Below are 15,437 nucleotides of genomic sequence, written 5' to 3'. Positions count from 1 at the left end.
TTTGATTAAATAAAAAAACCTCACATCGTGATGATGGAGGTTGAGTTTTTTTAGACATCCCGGATTAATAGCTGAGGCGGCTTTTTTTGCTAAAAACATACCATTTCGGAATAATATGCTTTATAAAACAACTCAACACTTTACTAATCAATAAGTTAACCGATTGAAAAAACTTAAAATAGTGGAGCCGGAGGGATTCGAACCCTCGTCCAAACAAGGAATAGCTATGCCTTCTACAAGCTTAGTTTGTCATTAATTTTCGTCTGTAGGCCGGTGACAAACAACCTATCTACAGCTTATCCCGAATTGAGTTTCGAAAGCAAAACCGGGCATTCTACTTTCTATCCCAAACTTATTGGTGCCCCGACTGGAAAAAGTGTTGGAAGAACTCTTTCCCGGGACATCTCGTCACCTCCTCTTTGGAGTGTGATGAAGGTAATCAGTCTTAGACTAGATTACGCAGCGAGAGCGTAATTATTTTCGCCATTTAAAAGTGTGAAGAACGTTTTGACTGGCTTTTCTTCAACGCCAGGCTTGCTTACATAACCGATTCGTCTTGCTGTCAAAACCAGTCGGCCCCATGTAAATGCAGTCTGCAAATGTACACAAATCTGCTTCTTACTCAAACGCAATGTTAGCCGGCTTTGTTTCCTATCTTTGGGCAAAATCGAAGATAATGGCCGCTGTGAAAATTGGAGTAATCAAGGAAGGGAAAGTTCCACCTGATAAGCGTGTTCCGCTTACACCTAATCAATGCAAAAGTATTATCGATACTTATGGCGATGAGGTGGATCTGACCGTGCAAAAAAGTGATGTACGCAAATTCACTGATTTTGATTATGAACGTCAGGGACTTGACGTTGTGGATCAAATGCACGACCGTGATGTGCTACTCGGTGTAAAAGAGGTTCCACTGGAAATGCTCATTCCGCAAAAGACGTATTTCTTTTTCTCTCACACGATCAAAGAGCAGCCATATAACCGCGATTTACTCAAAACCATTCTCGAACGTAAAATCACGTTGATCGACTGGGAGTGCCTTACTGATGTCAATGGAAAACGCCTTATTGGTTTTGGTCGCTATGCGGGAGTTGTTGGGGCTTACAATGGTTTTAGAACTTATGGACTTCGTTATGGCCTCTACAGTTTGAAGCCGGCTCATGAATGTGCAGACAGGGCTGAGATGGAGCAGGAACTCGAAAAAATTCAGCTTCCTAATATCAAAATAGTACTTACCGGAAGAGGTAGGGTTGCTCACGGAGCTATGGAAGTTATCGATAAAATAGGGATCAGGAAAGTTGATCCAACTGATTATTTGAATCGTGATTTTTCAGAACCTGTTTACGCGCAAGTCGGTGTGGAGCACTATAACAGGAGGAAAGATGGAGGAGAACGTTCACGAAAAGATTTTTTCAAAAATTACCGCGACTACGAAAGTGATTTTATGCGCTTTGCCCGCTCAACTGATTTTTTCATTGCAGGACATTTTTATGCTGAAGGCTCACCGTATCTCTTCACTCGCGAAGATGCTAAAGACAAAGATTTTAGGATTAGAGTAGTGGCAGATATCAGTTGTGATATTGATGGTCCGGTTGCGTCAACAATTAGGCCTTCAACAATTGTAGATCCAATTTACGGGTACAACATCGAAACTGAGGAAGAAGATGATTACCGGGCTTCAAACGCAATAGCAGTTATGGCAGTTGATAATTTGCCGTGTGAATTACCATTGGATGCATCACAGGATTTTGGTGAAGAACTGATGAAGCATATTCTACCGCTCATTATCCGTGGAGATAAAGATGACATACTCGAGCGCGCTACAATTGCAAAAGATGGTGATCTGACCGAGAAATACAGGTATCTGCAAGACTACGTTGACGGGAAATAATTAGGGCTTTACCAGTATCTCAACTTCCACCCGTCTTTCCCTGTCTAAAATAGGATTAGATGCGTATTGTTCACCAAAAGCCTGCGAGAAAATGAGTCGGTTGTCAACACCTGCCGATGTCAAATAATTTTTAATTTCCTGTACACGCTTTTGAGACAGCGATAAATTCAACATGGAATTACCTGAGCTATCAGTGTAGCTGGAGATGAAAATCCGATAAATATTTTGCTTTGATAGTTCATTCAATGCTTCTTTTAATATTGACAGGTTTTGAGGTTCTTTCTTCCCGGGATCGTAAAGTAAATCGACTTGAACTGTATCAAAAGCGGGTTTTTTAATAACCTTTGGCTCAGCTTTTTTAACCAGTTTAGGTTGCTTAACTTCCTTCTCAACTGTCTGCTTTTCAGCATTTCTCAACGCTTTGTTCAGGCTCGAAACAGTATCGTTAAAATTGATGCTTTTCTTTTTGTACTGGAGTAGTAAACTGTCATAGCGAAACTGCGATACAACTTTTTTTGATTTATAGTTTTCGCGGTCAGATCCTTTGTAACTAGCAGTATCTATCACATTTTCAGTCTCCCAGGCAGCAGCCAGATTTTCAATGGGCTCACTCGTCAAAGCTATATCGTGTAATAAAATGAGCTCTTCAACCAAACCAGAGTCTGACGAGATAGTATCAAATTGAGTTTGCATAACCGTATCATAACGAGTTTTTCCAGATGGTAAAGGAACCGGAATAACCGTAGTTCCTCCATTTCTCACTCGGGTAACAGTCTTTTGTCTCCCTTCTTTAATAATGGTTTTTTGATTGCCAGATGCGTTGTTGAGTTGGGATTGAAGATTCTCGATTTCAGCAAGAAGCGAATCTTCATGAGATGTTTCTTCAACAATATAATGACCAGGAGTTTCCTTTCTATTGAGCAGGCTATCTAACTTGCTACTCATGAGTTGTTGTTGAGCCTCTAAATTTCTAATCCTGAACGACTCAGATAAGTACTTAGCTGAATCGCTTTTACGCATAACAGAAGTATCGCGATAAATTGTAGATCTTACAGATTGAATTCGATTTGAAATACTGTCAAATCTCTTGTAGTTTGCGAGCTGCGTATCAGGCGTGAGAATGACAATCGGTCCTTTTTTAGTTTTGGCTGAATCTTGAAGTGCTGTGGCTGATTGTTGCTTTTCATCGGTCAGAACCGAACTATAGCCAGTTGAGTCTTTTGAATCTGAATCATCGACATACAGCGATACTTTCCCCGTATTCTGTACACCACAAGCAATAAATAGCGTTGATAATATGATAAATGCGAGAAACCTGTTCATCACTTTTTCACTCCCATCCATAAATTGAGTTCAAGCGCTAAACCTGCTGTAGGCAGGAATGTTATCTTTTGAAAATCCTGAATTCCATCTTCAGCGAGAATCAATCCGCCAACATTGAATCGAACAACTTTAAAGAGTCTTACTCCAAAACCGGTATAAACAGGAATGTCAACACCCGGAGTCACGAACTCTGTTCCACTGGCATCTCTCACCGGGTCAAACAGCACACCCATTGAGTAACCAAATGAATCAAACAGTTTTGCTTTTTGAGCAAGTGTTGTTTTAGCAGCAAATGGAATTGTAAACCCAACTCCAGGTGTGAAGTTGGTGTTGTTGACTGATGCATTGTCAATGGTTGTAGATTTATTCCAGGCATACATTCCTGCATTTACGGGCAAACTGAAACGCTCTTTATCAGTTGGTACGGCTTCTACCTTAACTGTCCGGTACTGCTGCACGAGATCTGAGTTTAAAAATTGATTCACTTCACTCATCACCAAATCAGTGAGGTGATTTACTTTCTTTTCTATGAGCTTATTGGCTATGCTATCTCGCATAGTTGTTTTCTTTCTGCTCAGGAATTTGCGAAATTTGAAATCCCTGTCGTTTTCCAACTCATTTAATACAAGATTACTTGGAGCACTGTATTTTAAACCGTTTTTAGAAACGTGATATTCGAGCGCCTTGTCGATTAACTTCTCAAGGCCACGGTAAACGTGCTTTGGTTTTTCAACGCTCACTCGTTTTCCATCAAACTTGTAATTGTTTTCAAGGTAAAAACGGACACGATCTTTGAGGTTTTTGCGAAGCTTTTCCTTTTGAGTAGGCATTAACCGCTTGTATGTGATGACTTTAAAATCGTATTTACTGTTTGATTTCAACACAGCCGGAACTTTAATGCTGAATGTCTCTGTTTGGTTCTGATCGTAGCGATTCCAGCTATAGCGATGGAGCTCAGTTTCTGATTCGGTTGGGAAAATTGCAACTTCAACATATTCCACGTTTTGCAAAACTTCTCCCTCTACAAGAAAAGGCTTATCGTATGGAACTGATGGAGAATTGACAAAAGAACCAGATTCAAAATCGACTTTTACTACACGTTCCTGGGCAACTGATGTAGAAAGGATTGAAGAAAAAAAGATGAAAAAGGAGATAATATGTTTCATGATGTGTGAGAATTCTAAACTTCAATATAAAGAATTAAACTGAACTATTGATATTGTGACAATTTCAGTACTAACGGAGAGCCGGAAGGTATTGTTCAAATATTGTAATTACTGGTTCTTCAGTTTAGCAATGGTTTCTTTTGGATTGTCAGATTTGAACACAAAACTCCCTGCAACCAGTGCATTAGCTCCTGCTTTTACAAGGTCAGGTGCATTTTTATCGTTCACGCCTCCGTCAATTTCAATGATGAGGTTTGGGTTGAGTTCCCCGGCCATGGCTCTGAGTGTTCTCACCTTTTTGTAAGTGTTTTCAATGAATTGTTGACCTCCAAAACCGGGGTTTACACTCATGATGAGAACCAAATCGAGTTCGGGCAGAATGTCGCGGAGTAGTTCTACAGAAGTATGCGGATTGATTGAAACTCCGGCTTTCATACCGTGGTTCTTGATTTCCTGGACAGTACGGTGTAGGTGAGGAGAGGCCTCTAAATGTACGGTCAATATATCAGCTCCTGCATTTTTGAAATCTTCAATGTAGCGCTCGGGTTGAGTGATCATCAAGTGCACATCAAAGGTTTTTTTTGCGTGCTTCTTAATGGCTTTCATCACCGGCATCCCAAAAGAGATGTTAGGTACAAAAACTCCGTCCATCACGTCAATGTGAAACCAGTCGGCCTGGCTTTCATTGAGCATTTCAGCAGCGTCCTGGAGATTAGCGAAATCGGCTGCGAGAATTGAAGGAGCAATGATTGGAGTTTTCATGTTGTCAATTTTGCGGCAAAAATACGCATTGCCGCAAAACTTATCCTAAAAACGATTTTAAGTTAGATTACTTAAAACGGATTTATTAGTTCAAAAATCACTAACTTAGTCAGTCAAACGAATCATACTTTATGGAAAAAAGTGAATGGTACAATAATGAGATATTAGTTGATCTCTTACTTTTTTTAATTTTTCCAATTGGTCTTTATGCCGTTTACAAGACTGATAAAATTAAAATGAATGCGACAAAAATTATCTACAGTTCCATTGGGTTTATTTCATACTTAATCGTCATAGTAACGTTGATCAAAGGTTAATTTACTTATCCCAAAAACGATTTTAAGTGTGCATTTCTCGACATCACTTTCAATCTTCTTAAAGCTCGCTCTTTAATTTGACGAACACGTTCGCGGGTAAGCGCTAATTTATCTCCCACTTCCTCGAGTGTAAGAGATTCTTCATACCCAATACCAAAGTAAAGTTTAATGACCTGAGATTCACGTGCTGCAAGGAAATTTAGAGAATACGCAACTTCTTCTTTCAGCGAATCGGCAAGGAGTTGTTTATCAGGGCTGCCATCTTTAGCTTCCATTCTGGCATACATATCTCGATCATCACTGTCATCACCTAAAATAGGTGCATCCATTGAAATGTGACGATTGTTGATTCGTTGTGACTGTTTTACTTCAGCTTCTGATATTTCGAGCATATCAGCAATTTCACTCGTAGAAGGTTTTCTTTGGTGAAGTTGCTCGAGTTCTGAATACGCCTTATTGACTTTACTTATTGACCCTATTTTATTCAGGGGCAGGCGAACCATTCTCGATTGTTCAGCAAGTGCTTTCAGGATTGATTGCCTGATCCACCAAACGGCATAAGAGATAAACTTAAAGCCTCTTGTTTGGTCAAAACGTTTTGCAGCTTTAATGAGTCCCAGGTTTCCCTCGTTGATCAAGTCGGGTAATGTCAATCCCTGATTTTGGTATTGCTTGGCAACGGATACGACAAACCTGAGATTTGCTTTCGTGAGTTTTTCGAGTGCTGTTGCGTCACCATTCTGAATGCGTTGAGCTAACTCAACTTCCTGATCAGCACTCAACATGGTTTCTTTTGAAATTTCCTGTAGGTACTTATCAAGCGAAACCGACTCGCGGTTCGTGATTTGCTTTGTAATCCTTAACTGTCTCATAATCCTTTCCTTTTACTCACGCTAATTCTTTTGAGCTGGCTTTCAGGGTAAGAAAGCCGGGAAAGGCTCGCATTATAATAGACGCAAAAAGCCCCAAAGAAGTTTGGGGCTTTTTACAAAAAATTAAGAAAAAGTATTTGGAAAATCCTTAGTCTTTCTTTTCTGGGCGTGGGATAAGTACCTTTCTTGAAAGTTTTAATTTTCCTGTTTTTTTGTCTTTATCGATGATTTTCACTTTCACTTCATCACCTTCTTTCAACACATCTTCTACTTTATCAATGCGCTTCCAGTCGATTTCAGAGATGTGAAGCAATCCATCTTTTCCGGGAGTTACTTCAACGAAAGCACCGTAAGGAGCTAAAGCTTTTACTTTGCCCATGAATTCGTCACCTACTTCAGGTACCTGAGTAATAGACTTGATGCGTGACAACGCCTGATCCATTTGGTCGCCATTTGTTGCCATTACATCGATTACACCTTTACCGTCAACTTCTTCGATAACGATAGTTGTTTCAGTTTCTTTCTGGATTTCCTGAATGATTTTACCGCCTGGTCCAATCACGGCACCAATAAGGTCTCCCGGAATTGTCAATTGAACAATGCGCGGAGCATTTGGCTTGAGTTCTTTGTTAGGCTCGCTGATAGTCTCATTCATTTTGTTGAGAATGTACAAGCGGCCTTCTTTAGACTGCTCTAGAGCCTTCGTCAAAATCTCTTCGTTCAATCCATCAACTTTGATATCCATTTGACAGGCAGTAATTCCGTCAACTGTACCGGCAACTTTAAAGTCCATGTCACCGAGGAAATCTTCATCACCAAGGATATCAGAAAGTACTGCGTAACGATCACCTTCAGAGATCAATCCCATTGCAATTCCCGATACAGGTTTCTTAACCGGAATACCGGCATCCATCATAGCTAATGAACCTGCGCAAACAGTTGCCATTGATGAAGAACCATTCGATTCAAGGATGTCAGAAACTACGCGAACAGTATAGTTGTAATCTGAAGGAACCATGTCTTTCAATGCACGCATAGCGAGATTTCCGTGTCCAACTTCTCTTCGTGAAGTACCTCTAACAGGTCTTGCTTCACCGGTTGAGAAAGGAGGGAAGTTGTAATGCAGAATAAAACGTTGGCTATCTGTAAGGAATGCGCCATCAATGCTTTGCTCGTCAAGTTTGGTTCCGAGTGTTACAGTAGTTAAAGACTGCGTTTCACCACGAGTAAAGATCGAACTTCCGTGAGTTCCGGGTAGGTATCCTACTTCAGTCCAAATATCGCGGATTTCATCCGTTTTACGACCGTCAAGGCGAATACCGTTATCGAGAACCACAGCACGTACTGCTGCTTTTTTCACCTTACCAAAGTAAGTGTTGATGAGTCCTTCTTTTTCTTCGAGCTCTTCTTCTGAGAATTGCTCTTTGTATTCGGTCAGAACCTTATCAAACTGCTCGCTGCGTTCCTGCTTGGAGGTAGGCGTTTTTGCAATTTCGTGAGCTTTATCGTAGAGGTCGTTTTTAACTTTTTCTTCGAGATCTTTGTCGTGAGTCTCGTGTTCGTATTCTCTTTTGGTGTGAGATTTCTCAACCTGAGAAGCTAAATCTTTTTGTGCCTGGCATTGCTCTTTGATGCCATCGTGACCAAACATGATTGCCTCGATCATTTCCTGCTCTGAGATCTCTTCCATTTCACCTTCAACCATCACGATGTTGTCAGATGTACCGGCAACCATCATGTCGATGTCGCTCGATTCGAGTTCTGAAAGTTTTGGATTGATCACAAAGTTTCCATCTATTCTACCAACACGAACTTCAGAAACTGGTCCGTTGAAAGGAAGATCGCTCATCGCAATAGCCGATGAAGCTGCGAAACACGCAAGTGCATCAGGCATTGTATCTTTATCGGATGAGATCAATTGAACAAATACCTGTGTTTCAGCGTGGTAATCATCAGGGAATAATGGACGTAGAGCTCTGTCGATTAAACGAGCTGTTAAAATTTCATTTTCTGTTGGTCTCGCTTCGCGCTTGATAAAACCACCAGGGAACTTACCGGTAGAGGCAAACTTTTCACGGTACTCTACTGTAAGCGGTAAAAAATCAATTCCCTCAGAAGCTTCTTTTCTCGAAACAACTGTAGCTAAAAGCATGGTGTTCCCCTGCTTGATAACAACTGAGCCATCAGCCTGTTTGGCTAATTTGCCCGTTTCAATAGTAATTTCCTGACCTGCTGTTGTAAAGGTATGTTCTAATCCGATTTTCATTATGCGTAGTATCTTTTAAAAAAGAAAGGCAATTTTGCAATTGCCTTTCCTGTAAAATTATTTACGAAGCTTCAATTTCTTGATAATGGCACGATACCTTTCGATGTCTTTCGCCTTTAGGTAATCGAGAAGTGAGCGTCTTTTACCAACGAGTGCGATAAGCGCTCTACGAGTTGAAGCATCTTTTTTGTTTTCTTTAAGGTGCTTTGTCAAATGGTCAATGCGGTGAGTGAACAACGCAATTTGACCTTCAGCTGAACCGGTGTTGCTTTCAGAGCCACCGAACTCTTTGAAAATTTCTTTTTTCTTTTCGCTTGTTAAATACATGCCAATATTATTTTAAATGATTTTTATGTATTTCGACCGTAATCGAAGCTGCAAATATAGATAATTTAAAGCGACTGTTTTGTGATTTCTTAATTTTTAAACAATCTCAGTGTTTGAGAGAGTTTATCACGCAATTCACGCCTGTCCACTATAAAGTCGAGGAAGCCGTGTTCGAGCAAAAATTCAGATGTTTGAAAACCTTCAGGTAAATCCTTACCGATTGTCTCCTTAATTACTCTTGGTCCGGCAAAGCCGATGAGTGCACCTGGTTCAGCTATGTTGATATCGCCCAACATAGCAAAAGACGCTGTAACACCTCCGGTTGTTGGATCAGTTAAATAGCTGATGTACGGAATTTTGTGTTGAGACAAAAGCGTCAGTTTAGCTGATGTTTTCGCCATTTGCATGAGTGAAAATGCAGCTTCCATCATACGAGCACCACCTGATTTTGAAATAATCATCAATGGTGTTTTGTGTTTGATGCAGTAATCGATGCTTCGGGAAATCTTTTCACCAACTACTGATCCCATTGAACCACCTATGAATTTAAAATCCATGCAGGCAATCATCAACGGCTGTCCGTCAACTTTTCCGTGTGCGGTTCTGATAGCATCTTTAAGGCCTGTCTTTTGCTGAGAGGCTTTAACTCTGTCAGTGTATTTCTTCGTATCCTCAAACTTGAGCGGATCAGCTGAAGAGAGCGATTTATTGATCTCTTTCATGGTTCCCTCATCAAAAATGAGATTGAAATACTCGTCAGATCCTATTCGCTTGTGGTAACCGTCTGCCGGAACAACATAAGCGTGCTTCTCGAGTTCTGACGTTTCAATGATGTGTCCTTTTGGTGACTTGAACCAAAGACCGTCAGGTGTTTCTTTTTTATCTTTTGTCGGGGTAGTAATACCCTTTTTTATTCGCTTAAACCAACTCATTTTGAGTGTATTTTAAGTGATACATGAATCACCGAAATGATTTCTTTACGCGATTGTTACTTCGCTTTCAAGGTAAACATCCTGTACAGTGCGGATGATTTCAACTCCTTCTTTCATCGGCTTTTGGAAAGCTTTACGACCGAGAATTAATCCTGATCCACCGGCTCTTTTATTGACAACAGCAGTTTCAACAGCATTTGCTAAATCTGAGTCGCCTCCTGAAGCACCTCCGGAGTTGATAAGTCCTCTGCGCCCCATGTAGCAGTTTGCTAACTGGTAACGGCAAAGGTCAATTGGGTTGTCTGATGTCAATTCGCTGTAAACTTTGTCATGTGTTTTACCAAAGTTGAGCGCTTTGTAGCCTCCGTTGTTTGTCGCGAGCTTTTGCTTGATGATATCAGCACCAATTGATACACCAATGTGATTCGCCTGACCAGTTAGATCGGCTGAGGTGTGATAATCTGTACCATCTTTTTTGAAGTCGCTGTTGCGGAGGTAGCACCAAAGTATAGTGGCCATTCCAAGTTCGTGTGCGCGTTCAAATGCAAGTGCGATTTCCTGAATTTGGCGATCACTTTGTTCAGATCCGAAATAGATCGTGGCACCAACGGCTGTTGCACCCATCTCCCAGGCACGCTCAACTGTACCAAACTGGATTTGATCGAAAGTACTCGGGTAAGTCAATAATTCGTTGTGGTTGATTTTTACTATGTACGGTATTTTGTGAGCGTATTTTCTCGCTGTAGATGCCAACACATCATAAGTTGAGGCAACTGCATTACAGTCTGCTTCAATTGCGAGTTTCACGATATTTTCGGGATCGAAGTAAATTGGGTTTGGCGCAAATGATGCGGCTGCTGAGTGCTCAATACCCTGATCTACCGGTAGAATAGAAAGGTAGCCTGTACCTGCAAGTCTACCGTGATTATATAGAGATTGAAGACTTTTTAGTACTTGGGGATTGCGATCGCTGTTTGTAAAAACGCGGTCAACAAAGTCGCTTCCCGGTAGGTGAAGTTGTTCTTTTGAGATTGTTTTTGAAACGTGGCTCAAAAGGTTATCGGCCTTGTCACCAAGGAGCTCCTGAATTTTATTAATCGCTGACATATGTTAGGTATATCTTTGTTGATTTGCTTTGAGCCGACAAAGCTAAAAATAAATTGTTAAGGTGTTTGCAAATTTAAAATCATGAGAAAGATGTGGAACAGACTAAAAAGGATACCCAATTCCTAAGTTAAATGTACTCCGCATTTTGTAGTCGTTTTGATTGGCTTCGTTGTAGAGGTCTTTGGATTGAAAGATCCATCTTTCTCCTTCAGCAAGAGCGGGGTCTCGCATTTGAACACCCCAATCAAGGCGGAGTAACAGGAAGCTGAAATCGAAACGAAAGCCAACTCCGGTTCCGACCGCTATTTCTTTATAAAAACGATCAAATCTAAAAATTGAAGATTCTACCTGTTGATCTCTTTCCATCACCCAAATATTTCCCATGTCAGCAAAGAAGGCAATTTCAAACATGTCGGTCAATTGAGCTCGATACTCGACATTTGCTTCAAGCAGGATGTCACCGACCTGATCAATGCCTGCTGTTACTGAATCTGGTGTTGAACCGGGTCCTAATGAACGGGCTGTCCAGGCTCTTATGTCGTTGGCGCCTCCTGCAAAAAAGCTCTTATCGTATGGAAGTACATCCCGGTTGCCATAAGGTACACCAACTCCGGCATGAAAACGATAGGCCATTTTACTGTTCTTGGTGAGGTTGTTATAGACCCTAAAGTCATTAGCAAGTTTTACAAATTGTGCGTATCGAATACCAAAAAGCTCGTAATATTCTCCGTTTGTTTTATTTAGTCCGAGCCAATCACTGCTCTGGGCAAGTAAGTTCCCTGCCGTTTCTACCGTTACGCGGTTCCAAATAGCATTTTGATTTTTGCGCAGGTTTTGATTTGTCCAGGTGTAGTTGAATTTGCTTCCGGCAATTAAGTGGTCACTGTAAGTGTTCAACAAAAACGGGTTTTGAAGATCCCGCAGTCGCTGATCAAAGTAGTCGCGTTTGTCAATTCTAATTATCGATAAGTTGAGAGGATAAAAAGCGTAATCATTGCTGTTTTTGGTGTTACCTGACCAGAAATAAGCGTATGAAGTGTTGATTAAATTACGTGTAAAATCTGGTCGTCTTTGGTAGTTGAAGTTGAGGTTGACATTGGTTTTAGGGTTCTTGTAGTTAGGCAGTTCGTAGCGATAAACGTTTTTGGGTATCAGTAGATCTGGTAAGTTGAGTGAAGTCTCTATACCGTATTCGGTAGTGTTGAATGGCGAAATGCGTTCTAAATTTGATCCTTGAGTTTCCTGGTCACCTTCAATAGGGTTGTTCGTTTGCTGTGCTTCCACACCACCTCTCAGCCTAATGCGAAACAACTCAGCTCCTTTAAATAGGTTTCTGTTCGTGTAGCCGAGATTACCCGATACACCCAGGTTGCCGCCTGTATTTGTCCCTTCAGCTTCAGCTGAAACGGATTGCCTTAAAATAGGCGTCAGATTAATGTAACAGTTGAGTAAGGTTGTATCATTGCTCGCTTCTTCAAATTGTATATTGATGAACCTAAAGTTTTTCAAAGATGAGAGTCGGTCATAGGTGTATTCCTGCCTTGATTGCGAATAAAACTCATTTGGAGCTATGTAAATAGCATCAGCCAGTACTTTTGGATTGTAGTTGCTCTTTTTGGTATTGATAAAATAGACGTCATCGTACCTGACCGTATCATTGCTTACAGTTTGAAACTCTGTAGAGTAATTGGAGTTGATGTAAACATCCTTTATCCGGTATTTTTTATGCGTTTTTTCTACCAAAGTATCTTCTCCTGATGGAAGTGTTTCCTCTGTAACGGGATTGTTGACTTTTTGCCTGATGTAAACACGATGATCACCCAAGGTTGAATCAACTTCATAGGTGACAAAATTTTGATTGAAGTAGAAATAGCCCTGGTCTTTCATTGATTTTGTGAGTCGTTGCCTTTCGTCATCAATTTCTTCCAAACTAAAAACAGCTCCGTTTCGCAGTGACGTTTCTTTTGTTGCTTTTTTGATTGCCGGCAACAAGTCCTTATCGTCTATCGAGTAGGCAACTTCTTTGATTTTGTAAGGCCTGCCTGCTTTTATTTCATAAACAACTTTCACTTTTCTGTCACTCGTATCTCTAACCGGTTTTGCCGATACGCGGTTGTTGAAATAGCCATTGTTTTTGAGGAAGAGTTTCAAATCCGTAACTGATTTGTTCATAAGGATGGAATCGAAAACTGTGGGCGGATTACCGATTTTATGTTTAATACGGTGAGTAATAACCGGGTTAAACTCTTTGGGCTCCTTCCCTTTTTCAACTCTTCTGTCGTTTCGGTTTTTCAGTCTTTCGCGTTTCTTTTCATTTCGCTCAGCTATTTTGGCAGAATCAAAAAGATTGTAAACGAATAGGTTGAAACGAAACAGCTCGAATATTTTTTTATTCGGTTTTTGTTTGATCACAGCCTTTATTTCGTCCTCATCAAGTGTTTTTGCATTGTTCTTTAATTCGTTTTTAACGAGCAAATACTTGTCTTGAGGAACGTACTTAGTGCTGTTACAGGCTCCTAACGCAATTGTTAGAGCAATCGCCAAAAGGGTATATTTTACGTAGTATTTCAAGCCCATGTGATAGATTTGCAAAACTAATGATTAAACCGTGGTGATATGCTTTCAAAAAGGGAATTAAAGTTTTTGCGGTCTTTGCGTCAAAAAAAGTTCAGGAACGAACACGGTGAATTCCTTGTTGAAGGCACAAAATTGGTTCAGGAAGCGATTGATAGTGACTTTGAAGTTGAAGCCGTTTATCACGGTCAGAGCCAAATTCCGCCAATATCGGGTTCCTTTGCTGTACAAGAGGTTTCACAGAACGAGTTGTCGCAAATATCATCGATGAAAAATCCGCCCGGGATCATGGCACTGGTCAAAATTCCCGATGAATCATTTGAAATTTCTTCAGATAAAATTTTGGCTGTAGAAAATATTAACGATCCGGGAAATTTGGGCACGATTCTCCGTATTGCCGATTGGTTTGGAATCGAAACAGTTTTGTGCTCTGAAGAAACTGTTGACGAGTTCAATCCTAAAGTCATTCAATCGTCAATGGGCTCGATATTCCGAACTCGGTTAGCTAGAGTGGATCTGACCGAAAAAATTGAGAAACTAAAGAAAACGGGCTACTCAATTGTTGGCGCTGAGATGAGGGGTGATAAACTCAACCGCGATGTAATTCCTCAAAAAGCAGTTTTGGTTATGGGAAGCGAATCTCACGGGATAAGTTCTGAAATTCAAAAACTACTCGATTTCTCGGTAACCATTGAAAAAAGGGGAGGAGCTGAGTCACTGAACGTGGCTGTAGCGACCGGAATAATTTTGAGTTACTGGGTTTAGCCCTCAAAGTGAAGTGAGATGGAAACCATTCTTGGAGTGAGCTTTTCAATGGGATCGCTCCATAATGTGTTGTCCTGAATTAATACTCCGTTGATTCCCTGTGAAACTTTGATCTCCGGTGAGAATTTGAAGTACTCGAGGAAAAAGTCAAAGCCCACTCCAAATTCATACATAACATTGTGTCGTTTGAGCCTTATTACTTGTTCAGAAACGGGGACTTTATTATCGGTATCGAACTGTGAGGCGAGATCGAGGCTGTAGTTGGCACCACCAACAACGTATGCAGCGAAATTATTGAGGCGCTCTGACCTGTATTTGAAATTCAATGGAAATTGCAGGTATGTAGATTCAACCTGTTTCGTTTCGAGGGAGTTGTCATTTTCACCCTGAAACAGGTAGTCGAGGTTTCGTTGTCCAAAGGCGAGTGTGGGCAGAAAACGCAAGCTGAATTTACGAGTGATGTGCCAGGAACTCACAATCCCAATGTTGAATCCGCTTTGCCTGTTTGTTTCAACTGATACGAGCGTATCGTTTTTGGTGAGATCGGTATTGAGGTTGTAGCCCATGGTATTGATCCCGAGTGTAAAACCAAAGTGGACTTTCTTTTCGTCAAAAAAGCGCAAATTTTTGGGTCTTTCCAGTTGAGCCTGCACAACTCTGCTGAAAAGAATTGCAATAGACAAAAGGAGTCCGTATTTTAACAGCTTAACTATCAACCTATAACGAATTATTTTTCACCTGTGTAAATACTCGCAATACCAAACGTAAGCGGGATACACTTAGTATTTGTGTAGCCCACACTTTCCATTACATCGAGGAATTTTTGTCCGTAAGGAAACGCTTCAACTGATTCAGGCAAATAAGTATAAGCGCGTTGATCCTTAGAAACCCATTTCCCCAGGTTTGGTAAAATAGACTTGAAGTAAAAATTGTAGAGTTGCTTGATGGGAAAATGCTGGGGTTTAGAAAATTCGATGATTACTGTTTTCCCTTTTTTGGTCAGAACCCGATGCATTTCAGCCAATCCTTTTTCGAGATTTTCAAAGTTTCTCACGCCAAAGGCAACTGTGATAGCATCGTAAGACTCATCCTCAAAAGGAAGATTTTCGCTGTCGCCATATTTCATTTCAACAAC

14 protein-coding genes and 1 other RNA gene are annotated in these 15,437 nt (G+C 40.7%); 3 read left to right on the top strand and 12 right to left on the bottom strand.

Features of this window, described 5'->3' with window-relative positions; genetic code table 11:
- Positions 1 to 179: 179 nt before the first annotated feature.
- Positions 180 to 580: a transfer-messenger RNA gene (ssrA, locus tag RI557_RS04150) on the bottom strand.
- 96 nt (positions 581 to 676) lie between these two features.
- Between ssrA and RI557_RS04145 the strand changes: the two genes are divergently transcribed.
- On the top strand, positions 677 to 1,891 hold the full coding sequence (locus tag RI557_RS04145; protein WP_310682331.1) for an NAD(P)-dependent oxidoreductase: 1,215 nt from the start codon (positions 677 to 679) through the stop codon (positions 1,889 to 1,891).
- On the opposite strand, the gene RI557_RS04140 is transcribed toward RI557_RS04145, so the two are convergent.
- From RI557_RS04140 to rpe, 3 genes are all read right to left on the bottom strand, one after another.
- Positions 1,892 to 3,235 (bottom strand): OmpA family protein, encoded by a 1,344-nt coding sequence (locus tag RI557_RS04140; RefSeq protein WP_310682329.1) that lies wholly within the window; start codon positions 3,233 to 3,235, stop codon positions 1,892 to 1,894.
- Positions 3,214 to 4,380 carry a hypothetical protein gene (locus RI557_RS04135; protein ID WP_310682327.1) on the bottom strand — a complete coding sequence of 389 codons (1,167 nt, stop codon included), beginning with the start codon at positions 4,378 to 4,380 and terminating at the stop codon, positions 3,214 to 3,216. The genes RI557_RS04140 and RI557_RS04135 overlap by 22 nt, the downstream gene beginning before the upstream one ends.
- A 108-nt stretch (positions 4,381 to 4,488) precedes the next feature.
- A complete protein-coding gene (gene rpe, locus RI557_RS04130) occupies positions 4,489 to 5,142 on the bottom strand; it encodes a ribulose-phosphate 3-epimerase (RefSeq protein WP_310667066.1) in 654 nt (217 codons plus the stop codon).
- A gap of 131 nt (positions 5,143 to 5,273) precedes the next feature.
- Here rpe and RI557_RS04125 point away from each other — a divergent pair, with 131 nt between their 5' ends.
- Positions 5,274 to 5,459 carry a hypothetical protein gene (locus RI557_RS04125; protein ID WP_310682325.1) on the top strand — a complete coding sequence of 62 codons (186 nt, stop codon included), beginning with the start codon at positions 5,274 to 5,276 and terminating at the stop codon, positions 5,457 to 5,459.
- Positions 5,460 to 5,464: 5 nt separating this feature from the next.
- Here the strand turns inward: RI557_RS04125 and RI557_RS04120 are convergent, their stop codons facing one another.
- The 6 genes from RI557_RS04120 to RI557_RS04095 form a co-directional block, all read right to left on the bottom strand.
- Entirely contained in the window at positions 5,465 to 6,331 is an 867-nt protein-coding gene (locus RI557_RS04120) for an RNA polymerase sigma factor RpoD/SigA (protein ID WP_310667067.1), read from the bottom strand.
- 148 nt (positions 6,332 to 6,479) lie between these two features.
- Positions 6,480 to 8,597, bottom strand: a complete 2,118-nt coding sequence (locus RI557_RS04115; protein WP_310682323.1) for a polyribonucleotide nucleotidyltransferase — start codon at positions 8,595 to 8,597, stop codon at positions 6,480 to 6,482.
- 57 nt (positions 8,598 to 8,654) lie between these two features.
- Positions 8,655 to 8,924 carry a 30S ribosomal protein S15 gene (gene rpsO / locus RI557_RS04110; protein ID WP_310667069.1) on the bottom strand — a complete coding sequence of 90 codons (270 nt, stop codon included), beginning with the start codon at positions 8,922 to 8,924 and terminating at the stop codon, positions 8,655 to 8,657.
- Positions 8,925 to 9,013: 89 nt separating this feature from the next.
- Positions 9,014 to 9,856 carry an acetyl-CoA carboxylase, carboxyltransferase subunit beta gene (gene accD / locus RI557_RS04105; RefSeq protein WP_310667070.1) on the bottom strand — a complete coding sequence of 281 codons (843 nt, stop codon included), beginning with the start codon at positions 9,854 to 9,856 and terminating at the stop codon, positions 9,014 to 9,016.
- A gap of 45 nt (positions 9,857 to 9,901) precedes the next feature.
- Positions 9,902 to 10,963 carry a class I fructose-bisphosphate aldolase gene (locus tag RI557_RS04100; protein WP_310667071.1) on the bottom strand — a complete coding sequence of 354 codons (1,062 nt, stop codon included), beginning with the start codon at positions 10,961 to 10,963 and terminating at the stop codon, positions 9,902 to 9,904.
- Positions 10,964 to 11,065: 102 nt separating this feature from the next.
- Complete coding sequence (locus tag RI557_RS04095) at positions 11,066 to 13,507, bottom strand: BamA/TamA family outer membrane protein (protein ID WP_310682320.1); 2,442 nt, start codon at positions 13,505 to 13,507, stop codon at positions 11,066 to 11,068.
- A 72-nt stretch (positions 13,508 to 13,579) separates the two neighbouring features.
- On the opposite strand from RI557_RS04095, the gene RI557_RS04090 reads away from it, so the two are divergent.
- Positions 13,580 to 14,302 (top strand): RNA methyltransferase, encoded by a 723-nt coding sequence (locus RI557_RS04090; protein ID WP_310667073.1) that lies wholly within the window; start codon positions 13,580 to 13,582, stop codon positions 14,300 to 14,302.
- On the opposite strand, the gene RI557_RS04085 is transcribed toward RI557_RS04090, so the two are convergent.
- Both RI557_RS04085 and RI557_RS04080 read right to left on the bottom strand, forming a co-directional pair.
- Complete coding sequence (locus RI557_RS04085; RefSeq protein WP_310682318.1) at positions 14,299 to 15,018, bottom strand: porin family protein; 720 nt, start codon at positions 15,016 to 15,018, stop codon at positions 14,299 to 14,301. The genes RI557_RS04090 and RI557_RS04085 overlap by 4 nt on opposite strands.
- 11 nt (positions 15,019 to 15,029) lie before the next feature.
- On the bottom strand, positions 15,030 to 15,437 hold a 408-nt coding region (locus RI557_RS04080), incomplete at its 5' end, for a class I SAM-dependent methyltransferase (protein WP_310682316.1).

This window comes from Salibacter sp., assembly GCF_031581065.1.
Classification (GTDB): Bacteria; Bacteroidota; Bacteroidia; order Flavobacteriales_G; family Salibacteraceae; genus Salibacter.
This window is presented reverse-complemented; position numbering and strand designations above follow the sequence as displayed.

What these genes read in the sequence shown, in the direction of transcription:
- RI557_RS04145 (WP_310682331.1), top strand. Translation starts at nt 677, where the DNA reads ATGGCCGCTGTGAAAATTGGAGTAATCAAGGAAGGGAAAGTTCCACCT.
- accD (WP_310667070.1), bottom strand. Translation starts at nt 9,856, where the DNA reads ATGAGTTGGTTTAAGCGAATAAAAAAGGGTATTACTACCCCGACAAAA.
- rpsO (WP_310667069.1), bottom strand. Translation starts at nt 8,924, where the DNA reads ATGTATTTAACAAGCGAAAAGAAAAAAGAAATTTTCAAAGAGTTCGGT.
- RI557_RS04125 (WP_310682325.1), top strand. Translation starts at nt 5,274, where the DNA reads ATGGAAAAAAGTGAATGGTACAATAATGAGATATTAGTTGATCTCTTA.
- RI557_RS04100 (WP_310667071.1), bottom strand. Translation starts at nt 10,963, where the DNA reads ATGTCAGCGATTAATAAAATTCAGGAGCTCCTTGGTGACAAGGCCGAT.
- RI557_RS04140 (WP_310682329.1), bottom strand. Translation starts at nt 3,235, where the DNA reads ATGGATGGGAGTGAAAAAGTGATGAACAGGTTTCTCGCATTTATCATA.
- RI557_RS04115 (WP_310682323.1), bottom strand. Translation starts at nt 8,597, where the DNA reads ATGAAAATCGGATTAGAACATACCTTTACAACAGCAGGTCAGGAAATT.
- RI557_RS04135 (WP_310682327.1), bottom strand. Translation starts at nt 4,380, where the DNA reads ATGAAACATATTATCTCCTTTTTCATCTTTTTTTCTTCAATCCTTTCT.
- RI557_RS04090 (WP_310667073.1), top strand. Translation starts at nt 13,580, where the DNA reads ATGCTTTCAAAAAGGGAATTAAAGTTTTTGCGGTCTTTGCGTCAAAAA.
- rpe (WP_310667066.1), bottom strand. Translation starts at nt 5,142, where the DNA reads ATGAAAACTCCAATCATTGCTCCTTCAATTCTCGCAGCCGATTTCGCT.
- RI557_RS04120 (WP_310667067.1), bottom strand. Translation starts at nt 6,331, where the DNA reads ATGAGACAGTTAAGGATTACAAAGCAAATCACGAACCGCGAGTCGGTT.